The sequence below is a fragment of the Nostoc sp. genome, from assembly GCF_036919495.1.
GTDB lineage: Bacteria > Cyanobacteriota > Cyanobacteriia > Cyanobacteriales > Nostocaceae > Nostoc.
Genome location: NZ_JBALBZ010000212.1, coordinates 95,148 through 110,579 on the forward strand (window position 1 = coordinate 95,148; position 15,432 = coordinate 110,579).

Sequence of the window (15,432 nt, forward strand, 5' to 3'; positions counted from 1 at the left end):
GGCTACCAATGGAGGATTCTACTAATTTGCTCTGGTAGATCGAGGGAGTTAAAGGGTTTTGTAATGACACCACTAACTCCTAAATCATTAAACTGACGCTTTTCTGCCGTTTGTGCTTTGGCAGTTAAAAGAATCACCGGAATTTGTTCTGTTTCAGAATGAGACTGGAGTTCTTTAAAGGTAGCAATACCATCCATATCTGGCATCATCACATCCAACAAAATCACATCGGGTTTTTGAGTTTGGGCAGTCTGGATGCCTTCAAAGCCAGAACTAGCCGTGAACACTTCCCAACCTGCTGCCATTTTGATGCCAAATTGCACAACGGTTTGAATGGTTTCTTCGTCATCAATAATTAAAATCCGCTTGGTATGCATAGATCCCCCTTCATGAGATATTGAAAAACAGGCAAGAGAGCAGGGGGAAGGAACAGAAAGGGAGATTCGACACTTCGGCAGAGCTACGTGACCACCCCATCTGTAGCTTGCTTCCTCGTAGGAGTACGAGAACCACTTATTAGAAATGGGGGACTCATACTCATGTTCCCCCCTTCATTTTACGGCAGGATGAAGTAGCACTCAATGCTATACAGCGAGCTGCACCTTTTGCACCTTTGCCCACAGGATATCCCAAGAACTACATTGATATCGAATTTACGTTTGATATCAATGTTTATGGCGAACTAAATTTATGGAGAGATGGTGGCTAATAGCAGGCAAACAGAGTCCTGGCTGGTGATATCAAAGCTTGTCGAGTGTAGTGCTGCGTGGTCTTGTTGGCATGATGCAGCCGCCCTGCCTGCAACGCCAGTTTACCCGAACCGTATCAATGGGTACATAATTATATATATATTTGGCAATTTTTTTTGTAACGAATTTATGCAAAGCTGTAAAAGAAAAATGCTTTGTTAAACATTATCTATGAAGATCCATAAAGTTTCTACTACCCCTTTAAGCGACCAAAAGCCCGGTACTTCTGGGCTGCGGAAAGCAGTTAAGGCTTTTCAGCAGCCCCACTACCTAGAAAATTTTATCCAATCCATCTTCGATTCTGTAGGTGACTTGCGTGGGCAAACCCTAGTCCTGGGCGGTGATGGTCGTTATTACAATCGCCAAGCCATTCAAATCATTTTGAAAATGGCTGCGGCCAATGGCATTGGGCGAATTAAAGTAGGTCAAAAGGGGATTTTGTCTACTCCTGCAACTTCTGCTATTATTCGCAAGTACCAGGCTATTGGTGGCATCATCTTATCTGCTAGCCATAATCCGGGCGGGCCAAATGGTGACTTTGGTGTGAAATATAACATTAGCAACGGTGGCCCAGCCCCGGAAAAAGTGACAGAGGCTATCTACGATCGCAGTAAAGTAATTGATAGCTACCAAATTCTGGAAGCACCAGATGTAGATTTAGAAACTTTAGGTGAGTCACATTTGGGAGAGACGGTAGTTGAGGTGATTGACTCCGTACATGATTATCAAGAGTTAATGGAGTCCCTGTTTGATTTTGATCGCATTCGTGAACTATTAACAAAAGGAAATTTTCAGATCAGTATCGATGCCTTACACGCAGTAGCTGGCCCTTATGCCCATGCCATTTTTGAGCAACGTTTAGGCGCACCAGTGGGAACTGTGCGTAATGGTACACCCTTAGAAGACTTTGGCGGCGGACACCCTGACCCAAATCTGGTTTATGCCCATGAGTTGGTGGATATTTTATACGCAGAGGATGCGCCAGATTTTGGCGCGGCTTTTGATGGAGATGGCGATCGCAATATGATCTTAGGACGTAAGTTCTTTGTCACCCCTAGCGATAGCCTCGCAGTGTTAGCAGCTAACGCCAAGCTAATCCCTGGTTATAGTGCAGGTTTAGCCGGGGTAGCGCGATCGATGCCTACTAGCCAAGCAGTAGATCGAGTTGCTGCTCAGATTGGGATTGAATCCTATGAAACACCCACTGGCTGGAAGTTTTTCGGCAATCTTTTAGATGCGGGGAAAGCTACTCTCTGCGGTGAAGAAAGTTTTGGTACTAGCTCTAACCATATCCGCGAAAAAGATGGGCTATGGGCTGTGCTGTTTTGGCTGAATATCCTAGCAGTCCGACAACAATCGGTTGAGCAGATTGTCCAGGAACACTGGCAGACTTATGGACGCAATTATTACTCTCGCCATGACTATGAAGAGATACAGACAGGGCCCGCTAACACTTTAATAGAAAGACTGCGTTCTTTATTGCCAACTCTCAAAGGCAAGCAATTCGGTAACTATCAAGTTGAATACAGTGATGACTTTAGTTATACCGATCCTGTTGATGGTAGCGTTAGCGATCAGCAAGGTGTTCGCATTGGCTTTACCGATGGTTCTCGAATTGTGGTGCGACTTTCTGGTACGGGTACTCAAGGTGCAACCCTAAGGGTTTATATAGAAAGCTACGAGCCAGATCCCAGCAAACATGACCTCGATCCACAAGAAGCACTTGCTTCTTTAATTACTATTGCCCAGGAGATAGCCCAGATCCGTGAACTTACAGGACGGGAACAGCCAACTGTAATCACTTAGTATCGCAAGGCAAAAGTCAAAAGTCAACAGTCAAAACTTTTGGCGTTGCTGATTTCATGTATGAAAATGATTCTGCATGATATCAAAATCCTTGTAGAGACTAGCAATTGCAACGTCTCTACATCTGGATTCATACCGCAATTCAGCAACGTCTATTTTTCAAGAACCTTAAGTTTTTTAGCCCTCATGAACACGAGGTAGACACCATTCCTTTAAGAGCGATCGCCTTAAGTCTGTATTGCAGACTGGAAAAGCTCAAGATGGCTAATATTTTAAGACAAAACCCTTTTTTCAAGTTATTGCTCTCGTGCTGCAATTATCCAGCAAAAGTAGATAGTTATTAAAAAGCTGTCGGCAAAATTTTTGTAGTAGGAGATATGCAGATAGGGAGATGAGTGGAAGGAAAAAAATACCAAAATTATTACCAATTGCAGATTTATTTACCATTAAAACTGTAGCCAGAGAGAGCAGTTACGCAAGACTGCTTAAATAATACAATAATAAATTTCACCCTTTGATTAAGCCGATGGTACAATGACAAAAATCCATTAATTAAGTTAAAATATTACATATATTATTAACTCCTACTTAATTCCTGAATTTGAGAACTGAATTTTTAGTATAGTTTTCAAGTATTACTTGTTCATTTAGGTACTCCTATGAAAAAATTGATTAAAGGTTTGCGCGAGTTTAAAAGTAGTTATTTTTCCGCCAATGAAGAACTGTTTGAACAACTTTCTCATGGTCAAAAGCCCAGAGTACTATTTATTACTTGTTCAGATTCCCGTATCGATCCAAATCTGATTACACAAGCTGGGTTAGGCGAATTATTTGTTATCCGCAATGCAGGTAATATTATTCCACCATTCGGTGCGACTAATGGCGGTGAGGGGGCAACAATTGAATATGCTATTCAAGCTTTAGATATTCAACAAATTATTGTCTGTGGTCACTCACATTGTGGCGCTATGAAAGGGTTAATGAAGTTAGACAGCTTGCGAATAGAAATGCCTCTTGTACATGACTGGCTCAAGTATACAGAGGCAACGCGACGACTGGTAAAAGATAATTATAGCCACTACGAAGGGGAAGAACTCTTAGAAATAATTATTGCTGAGAATGTGCTTACCCAAATCGAAAATTTACGGACTTATCCGGTGATTCACTCTAAGCTTTACCAAGGGAAACTCAATATTTATGCTTGGATTTATCAAATTGAGACAGGAGAAATTTTGGCTTACGATGCACAAAAGCACGCCTATGTCTTGCCTCAAAATCAGCTTTCTCCATCGGAGATAGATGAGACGTTACTTAGCCCAGCTTTAAATAGCAATGTGGAAATACATTTTACTAAAACTCAACAAAGGGAATATCAATCGTCTTCGGAACTTCCTATTTCCGCACATGAATGGTTTCCAATGACAGTGCTTTCTCCAGAGCAAATGGAGCGAATTTATCGAGGCTCGACAAAAAAGTAAAACGGCAACAAGCAGTCAGTAATGGGCATTGCAGGGATAGTTGCCCAAGCAGAAGCGCGTAGTACTGTCGCTACTTTGTGCCGCGTAGATGTAGGCTGTTGACTTTGATGGAATTTTGCCGTTTTTGGTTCATGCAATTTTTGTGTAAGCGCAAAGCCAGTGCTACATAGGCTTTTACCCCAAATGGCGATCGCAAATTCTGCGTCGGCACGCATGAATTAATTACGGTAACGAATGAAACCTCGTTACAATATCACCATCGGTCTGATTCAACGGAGCATTATCAGAGACGACATTTAGGTTGAATCAGCAAATCAATTAATCCATTGACCAGACGATCGCGCTCCATTGGCATAACCTCTTGACCATGCAGTATATCTCGCACAGTCACAAAATGGATGAGCGTGCCAATCAATATGCGGGCTGTTACTTCAGCGTCAGCAGACTGGAGCTGAGGATGCGTCGCGAAATACTGGGTTAAAAAGTCAAGGCTGGGCTTTTCGACCGCCCGGACAAACGCTTGCGCCAATTCTGGAAACCGTCCTGATTCCCCCATGATGATTCTGAGCAGCATTAGCTCTTGTGAGTTTTGGGCAATGTTGTCCAGCATTGCAGTGGCAAACCGTTTCAAGAAGGCAGCAGGCTCCTCCTGCGGGGATGGAAAATCCTGTTGCTGAAACAAGATTGCTTTGCTTGCCATCCGTTGAATCAGGGCGGTAAACAGGGCTTCCTTATTGGGGAAACGTCGGTAGACTGTGGCTTTAGAAACTCCTGAGGCTGCCACAATTTTATCGATCCGGGCACCCGCATAGCCATGCTCCAGAAACTCCTGCATCGCGCCCCGCAGAATGGCTTCCGTTTTTTCGGGAGACAGCTCCCTATCGACACTCTTCACGTTACTCTTCACTCAACCTCCTTGATGGCTGGAGAATCCCCTCATCCTACTGGGTGATTCCTTCAAATACTAATTGACAAGACAAAACAGTTTGTTCTATTTTTATCTTATACGAAACGAAACAGTTTCGTGCATTTGGTGTAGTAGGAATTTCCAATGCTGTAAGTCGATGGAGCGTACAAATGTCACAACTACTGATAAAAACAGATGCAGCCAGAGGTTCGTTGGTTGAACCATCAGGCAGATTGTCTGGGCTTGAAAATGGACGGATGGAAGTATGAATGCATTCTCTCCTCTGGATAATTCCTCTCGCGCTCAAATGACACTGCCATCTCAAATGGGAACGCCGATCGTGCAACAGCCCGATCAATTGCGCTTTTTAATCTCAACAAATTTGGTGGGTAGTCCGCTTGGAAACTTTTTCTCGGCATTTTTGGTGATTATTTGGGTAGCATTTGCTTTCTTTCATCTGGGTATGAGGGCGGGTCGGCGGCAAGCTCGCTATCACGATCGCGCAGCAGTGCAGCGGCAACATGTTCAAACCTTAGAAAGAATTTGGCAAATGTCAGCCAAACGCAAAGATTAATTTATTTCTCGATCGCTTCAATATTTATATCCTAAACCTTTATCTAACAGAGGTATTTTATGTCATCCGATCATGCACATTTATCTGATTCTGAAGCGGATCAATCCCACTTGCTTGAAGGCAATAGTGCAAAAGATTCTGGCTCGATCTCAGCGTCGGCAGTTGATTCCAGTCAAACGCATGAAACAACGGCTAAAAAGCCTCGATCGCGCAAGGTTTGGCTTGGGAGCATTCTGTCCGTTCTCCTGATTGGGGGCGGCTTTGTCGGCTGGCGATCGTTCGGCAGTCGAGAAGATCCGGCAGCCGCTCAAGCTCCGCCACCGCTCCCGGTTAAAGTGGAGACGTTGGCATCGGGTCAAGTGCAATCGACGACTGAATTCGTCGGTAAATTGGAGGCACAGGAGCGCGTTTCACTGCAACCCCAAATTCAGGGACGGGTGGATCGTGTGTTGGTTGCCAGTGGCGATCGCGTCACGCAGGGAACGCCAATCCTAACGCTGAGTTTGGATCAAACGACAGCCAATGTCAGCAGTGCCCTTGCAGTCGTTAACTCCAACCGGGCGGCGGTGGCAACAGCTGAGGCACAACGTCAGGTAGCGTCAGCCGATCGCGCCAAAGCAGCGTCAGATGTGAAACTACAGCAAGCGCAGTTTGACCGCACCCAATACCTGGTAAATGAAGGCGCACAAGCACGGCAACAACTAGATATTGCTCGAAACAATTTGGAGACGGCGATCGCCACGCTCAATGCGGCTGATAAGCAGGTGAATGCCAGTCGGGCAAGCGTCAAGCAGGCACAGGCAAACGTGGAGCAGGCACAGGCTCAAGTTGCTGTCAATCAAGTGAATCTGAACCAGAAGCAGGTGGTTGCGCCGATCGATGGCATTGTGAGCGATTTTTCCATCAAAGCGGGTGATTATGTGAGTGTGGGGCAAACCCTGACCACGATTATCAAAAATGAGGCGCTGGATATGCGAATTTCGGTGCCATCCAACAATGCAACTCAATTGCGTCGAGGATTGCCTGTCGAGCTACTGGATGCCGACACAGGTAAACAGTTAACCACAGGCAGCATCAGCTTTATCTCACCTCAAATCAATGCTGATGCTCAATCAATTCTGATTAAAGCCCGCTTTGGTAATGCGGATGGCAAATTGCGCGATGGGCAGTATGTGCGTGCCCGGATTATCTGGAACCAGAAAGCCGGAGTTTTGATTCCCACGCAAGCGGTAAATCGGATTGGTGGACAGAGTTTTGTCTATGTGGTGAAAGAAAACCAATCGCAGGAAAAACCGCAATTCGTCGTGCGTCAAAAACCCGTGCAGTTGGGTGATGTGCAAAACGATCGCTATCCCATTCTCGAAGGTGTCAAAGTGGGCGAGCGAGTGGCAACCTCCAACATTCTCAAACTCCGCGATGGCGCACCCATCCAGCCAGAATCTCCACAGTCTCCGCAATCTCCCTAGCCTTAGGAGCTAATCATCATGTCGATCGCCGACACTTTTATCAAGCGACCTGTCTTATCAACGGTTTGCACCCTCCTGATCTTGCTTGTTGGGGTCATCTGTATTCCGCTGCTGCCAATTAACAACCTGCCAGAAATTGCCCCAATTCAGGTGCAAACCACCAGCGTCTCGATTGGTGCTGATGCCCAAACGATAGAAGATACCGTCTCTAGAGTGATTGAACGGCAGATCAACGGGGTGGAAGGGATGCAATATATCACATCCACTAGTGGTAACGACGGCTCCAGTTCCATTTCAACCCAGTTTGATCCATCCAGCAACCGCAACATCAATCAGGTTAACGTACAGAACCGGGCGGCGATCGCTGAACCCACTTTACCCGCTTCGGTCCGGCAAACCGGAGTTACCACCGTGGCACGGTCTAACAGCATTTTGCTGGTCTATGGCTTCTATGCCGAAAATAGCGAGTACGACAGCACCTTTTTGAGCAACTATGTGGATCTGTACATCACCGATGCAATCAAGCGGGTTCCAGGTGTGGGCGATGCTACCCTGGTAGGGGAACGCCAGTATGCAATGCGGCTCTGGCTTGACCCTAACGCGCTAGCCAGCAGGGGTTTGACGGCAACGGATGTGAGCGATGCCCTGACGGCTCAGAATATCCAGGTGGGGGCAGGGGCGATCGGACAAGCGCCTACGAAGACAGATCAGAAAACGACTTACCCCTTGCGAATCAATAGCCGCTTTAAAGATGTCAGCGAATTTGAGAACCTGGTGATTAAGACCCAAATGGGTCAAACGGGTCAAACGAACCAAACAGATAACACACTGGTCAAACTCAAAGATGTCGGACGAGCCGAACTAGGGGCGAGAGACTACACGACATCAGCACTGGTGCAGGGCAAACCCGGCGTGGGCATGTTGATCTATCAGCTTCCGGGCAGCAACGCGCTGGAGACTGCCAAAGCCGTAGAAGCAGAGATCGCCGCGCTCGAGAAAAACTTTCCGCCCGGTTTAAAAGCGGTAATCTGCTACGACACCACCAAGTTTGTGGAAGTATCGATCGAAGAAGTGATTAAGACGCTGCTGGAAGCCATTCTCTTAGTCGTGCTGGTGATTTTCGTCTTTTTGCAAGATTGGCGGGCAACCATCATTCCCGCGATCGCCATTCCCGTTTCGTTGATTGGTGCCCTGGCGATCGCCTATGTTCTGGGCTTCTCGCTCAACACGCTAACCCTGTTTGCTTTAGTACTGGCAACAGGGTTAGTAGTAGACGATGCGATCATTGTGGTGGAGGCCATTGCCGCCAAAATGGAACAAGGATCGACTCCCAAACAGGCCGCGTTTCAAGCAATGGGGGAACTCTCTGGCGCGGTCATAGCGACCTCTCTGGTGCTAATCGCGGTGTTTATCCCAGTATCGTTCTTCCCAGGCGCAACGGGCATTATGTACCGACAGTTTGCGCTGATCATCATTTTCTCGATCGGCATTTCCTTGTTCAATGCCCTCAGCTTTACCCCCAGTCTGTCTGGACTCTTCCTCCGTCATACTGATAGCGAAGGGCGCGGTCTATTGGGCTGGTTCTTTCGCCAGTTCAACCGGGGCTTTCGCTGGCTGCTAAAGCAATACGAGCGTCTGAGCAAATTCCTGATCCGCATCCGCATGATTGTAGTGGGAGTGTTTGTCCTCGGCTTGGCGGCAACTGTCTTGATCTATACCTCTGTTCCTACTGGCTTCGTGCCTGCCGAAGATCAAGGCGTGTTCGTCGGCATCATTCAGGCTCCTGACGGAGTTTCCCTGGCTTCCACCGAAAAAGTGACGCAGAGTGTGTATCAAACCCTGGGAAAAGAAGTGCCTGAAATGGAAGCGTCGATTATTATTGCTGGCTTTGGCTTGAGCGGCAATGGTCCAAATCAGGGGACGTTTTTCGTCAAGCTGAAGGATTGGAAAGAGCGTGAGGGGAAAGAACACTCGGTCGATGGCATTGTGAAACGGCTGACTGGCATCTTGATGCAAAATCAGGAGGCGCTGATCCTCGCCTCCAATCTGCCTTCTGTCTCTGGCTACGGCATCACAGGTGGGTTTGAATTTCAACTGCAAGACCGCACCAATGGACAACTGAGCATTGACCAATTTTTGGCGATCGCTCAACAATTAGTTGCCAAAGCCAATCAAAATCCAGTCTTGAGTCAGGTGTTTACCCAGTTCACATCCAGCACTCCTCAGTACGAAATTGACATTGACCGCGATCGACTGCAAGCCCTCGATGTCGATTTTGGTCAGGCAATGAATACATTTGGCGCTTACATCGGCGGGCAATATATCAACGATTTCACATTTTCCCAGCGCAGTTATCGGGTTTACATTCAGGCAGATGAGCAATTTCGGGATTCTCCTGACAAAATTAGTCAAATTCAAGTGCGATCGCGTAGCGGCAGTATGGTGCGCCTGAGTGAAATTGCCAAAATTACGCCGATTACCGGTCCGCAAAGCATCAGCCACTTCAACCTCTTCCGCGCCATCAAAATTCAAGGCAATGCGGCTTTGGGTCACAGTTCTGGAGAGGCGATCGCGGCGATGCAGCAGATGTTTAAGGAGATTGATCAACCGGGGCTGGGCTATGACTGGACGGGAATTTCGAGAGAAGAAGCGAAGTCGGGTGGACAAGCCGTTTTGCTCTTTGGTTTGGGTATCGTTGCGGTGTTTCTGATCCTGGCAGCACAGTATGAGAATTTCATCGACCCAATTATTATTCTGCTGACTGTCCCGTTTGCAGTTTTGGGAGCGCTGCTCTTCGTCTCACTGCGTGGGTTGGTCAATGATCTCTACTGTCAGGTAGCGTTGGTGATGTTGATTGGCTTGGCAAGCAAAAACGCCATTTTGATTGTGGAATTTGCCAATCAATCGCGGGAGCAGGGCATGACAATCGCCCAAGCTGCACTTCATGCCGTGCAACAACGACTCCGCCCAATTCTCATGACCACGATCGCGGCTCTGGTCGGGTTCCTGCCGCTGGTGCTGGCGCATGGAGCGGGTGCTGCGAGTCGGTTGTCTTTAGGTACGGCAGTGTTTGGTGGCTTATTGATCTCCACTATTTTGAGTCTGCTGCTGGTGCCTGTTCTTTACGTAGTAGTTAAGAACCTGATGAATTCTAACAAAGGGAAGCAGCCCAAACCACCGTCCCCAGATACACCGCCCTCGTCAAACCACTCCTCATCAGAAAAAACCACTCATTCCAATGGAAACGGGCATAAGCCAGCAGGAACCTTTCTGAAAGCTCAAGGCGACGCACCTGCTTAATGAAATGAGAGCGATCGCACCCTTGATCGCTCTCAACTACTTTTTAGCCAATTTAAGTAGAGCGAGGTGAAAAAACCAAGCTGTGTAAAGATAAGTAAATACGTATAATGTGTTTACCAAAATAACAGGGATATGGGCAGCCGTTTAAGGGTGTTTCTGACCAGAGAACAGTAGGACTTACGCAGAAGAGATCCCCCAACCCCCTTAAAAAGGGTGCTTTTAGGTTTCCCCCTTTTTAGGGGGGTTAGGGGGGATCTAGGTTTCAGGCTTTCAGTGCGTAAGTCTTGAACAGGATAAAAATCTTTTCAACCTGAGAACGGCAGATATTACCCCAGAAAGTGAAAGACAGAGCAGAAGTGATTAGATTGAACCCAAATGGTTGGTACGTAGAGAAAATAGCATCTCACTTTAATTGGACGGCACAAACAGTAAGAGAAGTTTTGCATAAGTGGGAAAAGCTAGGGCTAGAAGGACTTTGGGAAAAACCAGGGCGCAAAGGAAAAGCAAAGTGGGCAGAAGCTGATATAGTTTTTTTAGAAGAATGTTTAGAGAAAGAACATTTTCTCCCCGACTTACAATGTGGGAGAAGTTAATTTCCACCAAGCTGTACTAGTCGGTTGTCCCCTATTAAGGGATACTAAAGCCAGGTAAGTAGATAGGCAAGGAAATATGGAATCCCTAACCTCTCGTATGCAGGCGGTACAGTCGCCAATTATTCCTGTGGTTGGGGAACTGATTAAAAACTCTCCTGGAACAATCTCTCTAGGACAGGGTGTTGTTTATTACAATCCACCACCGGAAGCGATAGAATTTTTACCAAAATTCTTAGCCGAACCCACTAATAATTTATACAAACCAGTTGAAGGAATTCCCCCGTTGCTGACAGCACTTGCAGAAAAATTGCAAACCTTCAACGGTATTAAAATCAATGGGGAAAATTGTATCGTCGTGACAGCCGGGAGCAATATGGGATTTATGAATGCCATTCTTGCCATAACTGAGCCAGGCGATGAAATTATTCTGAATACGCCCTACTATTTCAACCACGAAATGGCGATCGCAATGGCTGGTTGTCGGGCAGTGTTAGTGGCGACAGATGAAAATTACCAGTTGCGCCCAGATGCGATCGCTCAAGCAATTACGCCCAAAACGCGGGCTGTGGTGACAATTTCACCAAATAACCCGACTGGAGTTGTCTATTCTGAAGCTGCATTGCATCAAGTAAATCAAATTTGTGGCGTTCAGCGAAGCTGTGCCGAAGGCACTCGCGGCATTTACCATATCAGCGATGAAGCCTATGAATACTTTACCTATAACGGAGTAAAACACGTTTCCCCTGGTGCATTTGAGAGTAGTAGCGAGTACACCATTTCTCTTTTTAGCCTTTCCAAAGCATACGGTTTTGCCAGTTGGCGCATTGGCTACATGGTGATTCCCAAACACTTATTTGTCTCCGTCAAACAAGTCCAGGATACAATTTTGATTTGTCCGCCAGTAATTTCCCAATATGCGGCTTTAGGGGCATTGCAAGCAAAAGCGGAGTATTTACAGAGTCATATAGGTGCAATAGCTCAAGTTCGACAATTAGTACTCGACTCCCTTAAGCGCCTACAAGGTTTATGTAGTATTACACCTGCCAATGGCGCTTTCTATTTTTTCCTCAAAGTTAATACTCAGATGGATGCTTTGGAGTTAGTTAAAAGACTAATCCAGGAACATAAAGTAGCAGTCATTCCAGGTACAACTTTTGGTATGGATGACGGATGCTATCTCCGCGTTGCCTACGGTGCGCTGCAAAAAGAGACAGCAAAAGATGGTATAGAAAGATTAGTGCAAGGTTTGGAAACTATAGTTCTAAGCTAGAAGTCATTCAATTCTGCCCCCTGCCCTGCCTCCTTAAAGAAGGCTTTAGGCTGTGTTGGCGTACCTCGTCGGTAATCCAAATATAAAATTGAAGAGATGCCAATTATTAATAAGTTAATTGAAATTGAAACTGAGCCAAAAATTAATATTCATAATATAACATCACAAATCCAAGATTTTCTTACTTCAACATCAATTAAAAATGGACAAGTTTTAGTATTTTCTCGACACACAACCACAGCTTTAGCTATCAATGAAGATGAAGTTAGATTATTAGAAGATATAAAAGTATTCTTGCAAAAATTAGCACCTGAATCAGACAAATATTTACATAATGACTTGCATTTAAGAGATGTCCCAGAAGATGAACCAATTAATGCTCACTCTCATTTAATGGCAATGATGCTGACAACTAGTGAGATAATTCCCATTGTGGATGGTAAATTAGCTCTGGGAACCTGGCAATCTGTATTGTTTTTTGAGTTGGATGGGCCGCGCAAAAGAACGGTATTTTTCCAAATTTCTGGTGAATAATGCTACTTCGCACCTGTAATCCTCTCAAAACAACCTAAATCTGAGAGAATTACCTACAGCAATTAAAACCCTAAAAAAATGTTTTCAAGCATAACCTTCCTTTCCACAAACCAAGACTTTCGTTGTGTTAAAGGCAGACGCAATTAGTGATGAAAAATAACGATAACTTTGTATTACGTAATACTTGGTACTATGCTCTGCCTAGTAATCAGATCAAGCCAGGTATGATGATCAGCCGCATTTTTTTGGGAGAACCAGTGCTGCTAGTCCGTAGCCAGGATGGTAAAGTCTCTGCGATGACAGATATTTGTCCGCATCGTGGTGTGCCCTTGAGTTGTGGTAGATTCAATGGTCAAGAAGTGGAATGCTGTTACCACGGTTGGCGCTTTAACCCGGCTGGACGCTGCACTGCGATTCCATCTCTTGTAGAGGAACAGCAGATGGATTTGAGGCGCTTTGACGTACATTCCTATGAAATCCGGGAAGCACAAGGGAATATCTGGATATATATGGCTGATCCCGATAACCCTCAACCTGCCTCTGAGATGGAAATTCCGGTAATTCCAGGGTTTGGCGATCGCTCTCACCAGTTCGTAGAAGTGGTAAAATTCCCTTGTTTTATAGATCATGCAGTGGTAGGTCTGATGGACCCTGCTCATTCACCTTATGTTCATCGTGCTTGGTGGTGGCGAAGTGAACAACTGCACGAAGAAGTGAAGCAATTCGATGCTTCGCCCTACGGCTTCACAATGCGACGACACCGATTACCAGCAAATGGGGGTCGATTATACTGGCTGATTGGCGGTGGTGTACCGGAAACGGAAATTTCTTTTCGTTTACCTGGAGTCAGAATCGAAGAAACCACAATTGGCAACCATCGAGTCGTTAATTTAACGGCAGTTACACCAATTTCAGACACAGAAACCGAGGTAACTTTTGCTCTTTACTGGACACTTCCTTGGGTAGGATTTTTCAAACCACTGTTACATGTGCTGGCGCGGACTTTTATTGGCCAAGACCGAACGGTTGTAGAAAAACAGCAGATTGGTTTGAAATATAATCCCGTGCTGCGACTGATTAAAGACTCAGATATGCAGGCGCAGTGGTATTACCAGTTAAAGCGAGAGTATGCTAAGTCTGTCGCTGAAGGACGAGAATTTGTGAATCCTGTCAAGGGTCAGATACTCCGGTGGCGTGCTTAAATTACTGCAAAGTAAATTCTGCAAATTCTCTTTGTCCAAACTGCATATTTCGGTCTATCGCTGACAAGATTTTATTATTGGCACGCTCGCTATTTAAACAGCGACCAACTAACTGTGCAACATCTGCACGATTTATGCTACCAATAATGTGCGGATCTTCAGTTAAAACACCATTACCCGTTGCTGGTTCTGACTTGAGTCCACCAGGACGGATGATTGTATAAGTAAGTCCACTGGCAATTAAGTGTTGTTCAGCTTTGTCTTTCTCAGCTAAAACTTTTCCCAGTACCGCTAAAACTTGGGGTGACGCAGCAACAACACTATTGCCAGCACCAATGGAAGACACAAGAATAAACTTTTGCACCCCAGCTTTAACTGCTGCATCAATCAGATTTTTATTACCAGGGTAATCGGGTCTTTCTACATCTGATGGTAAGCCGCCAATTGTACTGATAACGGTGTGAATAGGTTCATCTGTCAGCATGGCGCGTTCTACATCGCCAATATTCAAGGCATCTCCCAGAACTACCTCAATATTGATTTTTTCTAGTTCACTAGCAACTGCTGCTGTTCTCAGAAAAGCTCTTACCTTTAGCTGTTGCGCTGTGAGATATTGAGCAATTTCTCGACCAACACCACGACTTGCTCCAGCCAGAAAAATATAAGATGCACTTGTCATAATAAATTTAACTACTTACGCTCAAAGGATTTTATCAGAGGATTGTCACGAAAAATATCACATGAGCGCCTAACACACCCTTATAAGCTGTTGCGCCTTTAATTTGCACTAATATTTTTATCAAGATGATTGTGGGGTGGGCATCCTGCCCGCCCTGATAATGCAAGTTATATACGTAACAGCTTATAACATGGTGCGTTAGGCTAAAGCTGTAACACACCCTACAAAAGAATTACTTAACCCAATTGTAGGAAGTATTTTAATAAACAATTGTGCCAATCTAGCAAATAACTTTTCAATGGATTTACTTATGGCGAAAAAATCTCAACCCAATCTAGAACAATACCAGGATGTCAGATTATCTGCCACCACAAGAATTTGGGTAATTACAGTTGCCATTCTCGGAGTTTGCGTCCCACTGTCAGCAATTACTAAAAGCGGTGCTATTCTTCCTTTAGTTGCAATTGGTGGCGCAGCTATTGGTACAGTTGCTGTTTGGCGTTCTGATGAGCAAAAATCAAAAACTAACTATTTGCAACAGCAGCAAATAGAATTGCTAGAGCGGAGATTAGCGAATTTAGAAACAATTGTTAGCAGCGATGACTTGAATTTGCAAATGAAAATTAAACAGATTGAGGCAAGAGATACTTTTGGCGACTCCTCTGATATAAGTACTAGACCTAGACAACCAAAACGCAAAGGTTAAAATAATTCGTAATTCGTAATGGGCTACGCTAACGTAATTCGTAATTATTATACCGCAAGGGTTTCATTGAGTTGGGATGGGTGGTTTACTTCCGCCGTGCTGTACTACGTTATTTTTGTGTAGGTATTTGTTGACTTAACGTTACGGCAACCTTTGAAATCCGTCTCA

General features: G+C 45.3%; 14 protein-coding genes. 10 read left to right on the forward strand and 4 right to left on the reverse strand.

What is annotated here, in order from left to right:
- Positions 1–2: 2 nt before the first annotated feature.
- Positions 3–377 carry a response regulator gene (locus V7K25_RS30465; protein ID WP_335163476.1) on the reverse strand — a complete coding sequence of 125 codons (375 nt, stop codon included), beginning with the start codon at positions 375–377 and terminating at the stop codon, positions 3–5.
- Positions 378–920: 543 nt separating this feature from the next.
- Here V7K25_RS30465 and V7K25_RS30470 point away from each other — a divergent pair.
- A complete protein-coding gene (locus V7K25_RS30470; protein ID WP_335163478.1) occupies positions 921–2,555 on the forward strand; it encodes an alpha-D-glucose phosphate-specific phosphoglucomutase in 1,635 nt (544 codons plus the stop codon).
- A 659-nt stretch (positions 2,556–3,214) separates the two neighbouring features.
- Positions 3,215–4,033, forward strand: coding sequence for a carbonic anhydrase (locus tag V7K25_RS30475; protein ID WP_335163480.1), 819 nt, complete (start codon positions 3,215–3,217; stop codon positions 4,031–4,033).
- Here the strand turns inward: V7K25_RS30475 and V7K25_RS30480 are convergent.
- Together V7K25_RS30480 and V7K25_RS30485 are read right to left on the reverse strand one after the other, a co-directional pair.
- Positions 4,009–4,248, reverse strand: coding sequence for a hypothetical protein (locus tag V7K25_RS30480; protein WP_335163482.1), 240 nt, complete (start codon positions 4,246–4,248; stop codon positions 4,009–4,011). The genes V7K25_RS30475 and V7K25_RS30480 overlap by 25 nt on opposite strands.
- A 68-nt stretch (positions 4,249–4,316) precedes the next feature.
- Positions 4,317–4,928, reverse strand: a complete 612-nt coding sequence (locus V7K25_RS30485) for a TetR/AcrR family transcriptional regulator (protein WP_335163484.1) — start codon at positions 4,926–4,928, stop codon at positions 4,317–4,319.
- A gap of 277 nt (positions 4,929–5,205) precedes the next feature.
- Here V7K25_RS30485 and V7K25_RS30490 point away from each other — a divergent pair, with 277 nt between their 5' ends.
- The 7 genes from V7K25_RS30490 to V7K25_RS30520 all read left to right on the forward strand — a co-directional run bounded on the left by V7K25_RS30490 (position 5,206) and on the right by V7K25_RS30520 (position 13,879).
- The gene (locus V7K25_RS30490; protein WP_335163486.1) at positions 5,206–5,514 is read left to right on the forward strand and encodes a hypothetical protein; all 309 of its coding nucleotides are present in this window, start codon (positions 5,206–5,208) and stop codon (positions 5,512–5,514) included.
- Between the two features lie 59 nt (positions 5,515–5,573).
- The gene (locus V7K25_RS30495; protein ID WP_335163488.1) at positions 5,574–6,980 is read left to right on the forward strand and encodes an efflux RND transporter periplasmic adaptor subunit; all 1,407 of its coding nucleotides are present in this window, start codon (positions 5,574–5,576) and stop codon (positions 6,978–6,980) included.
- Between the two features lie 18 nt (positions 6,981–6,998).
- Complete coding sequence (locus V7K25_RS30500; protein WP_335163490.1) at positions 6,999–10,280, forward strand: efflux RND transporter permease subunit; 3,282 nt, start codon at positions 6,999–7,001, stop codon at positions 10,278–10,280.
- Between the two features lie 338 nt (positions 10,281–10,618).
- A complete protein-coding gene (locus V7K25_RS30505; protein WP_335163492.1) occupies positions 10,619–10,873 on the forward strand; it encodes a helix-turn-helix domain-containing protein in 255 nt (84 codons plus the stop codon).
- Positions 10,874–10,949: 76 nt separating this feature from the next.
- A complete protein-coding gene (locus V7K25_RS30510) occupies positions 10,950–12,143 on the forward strand; it encodes a pyridoxal phosphate-dependent aminotransferase (protein ID WP_335163494.1) in 1,194 nt (397 codons plus the stop codon).
- Between the two features lie 96 nt (positions 12,144–12,239).
- A complete protein-coding gene (locus tag V7K25_RS30515) occupies positions 12,240–12,677 on the forward strand; it encodes a secondary thiamine-phosphate synthase enzyme YjbQ (RefSeq protein ID WP_335163496.1) in 438 nt (145 codons plus the stop codon).
- 149 nt (positions 12,678–12,826) lie between these two features.
- On the forward strand, positions 12,827–13,879 hold the full coding sequence (locus V7K25_RS30520; protein ID WP_335163497.1) for an aromatic ring-hydroxylating dioxygenase subunit alpha: 1,053 nt from the start codon (positions 12,827–12,829) through the stop codon (positions 13,877–13,879).
- A gap of 1 nt (position 13,880) precedes the next feature.
- Here the strand turns inward: V7K25_RS30520 and V7K25_RS30525 are convergent, their stop codons facing one another.
- A complete protein-coding gene (locus V7K25_RS30525; RefSeq protein WP_335163499.1) occupies positions 13,881–14,558 on the reverse strand; it encodes an SDR family oxidoreductase in 678 nt (225 codons plus the stop codon).
- 310 nt (positions 14,559–14,868) lie between these two features.
- Here V7K25_RS30525 and V7K25_RS30530 point away from each other — a divergent pair, with 310 nt between their 5' ends.
- Positions 14,869–15,264 carry a hypothetical protein gene (locus V7K25_RS30530; RefSeq protein WP_335163501.1) on the forward strand — a complete coding sequence of 132 codons (396 nt, stop codon included), beginning with the start codon at positions 14,869–14,871 and terminating at the stop codon, positions 15,262–15,264.
- Positions 15,265–15,432: the final 168 nt, after the last annotated feature.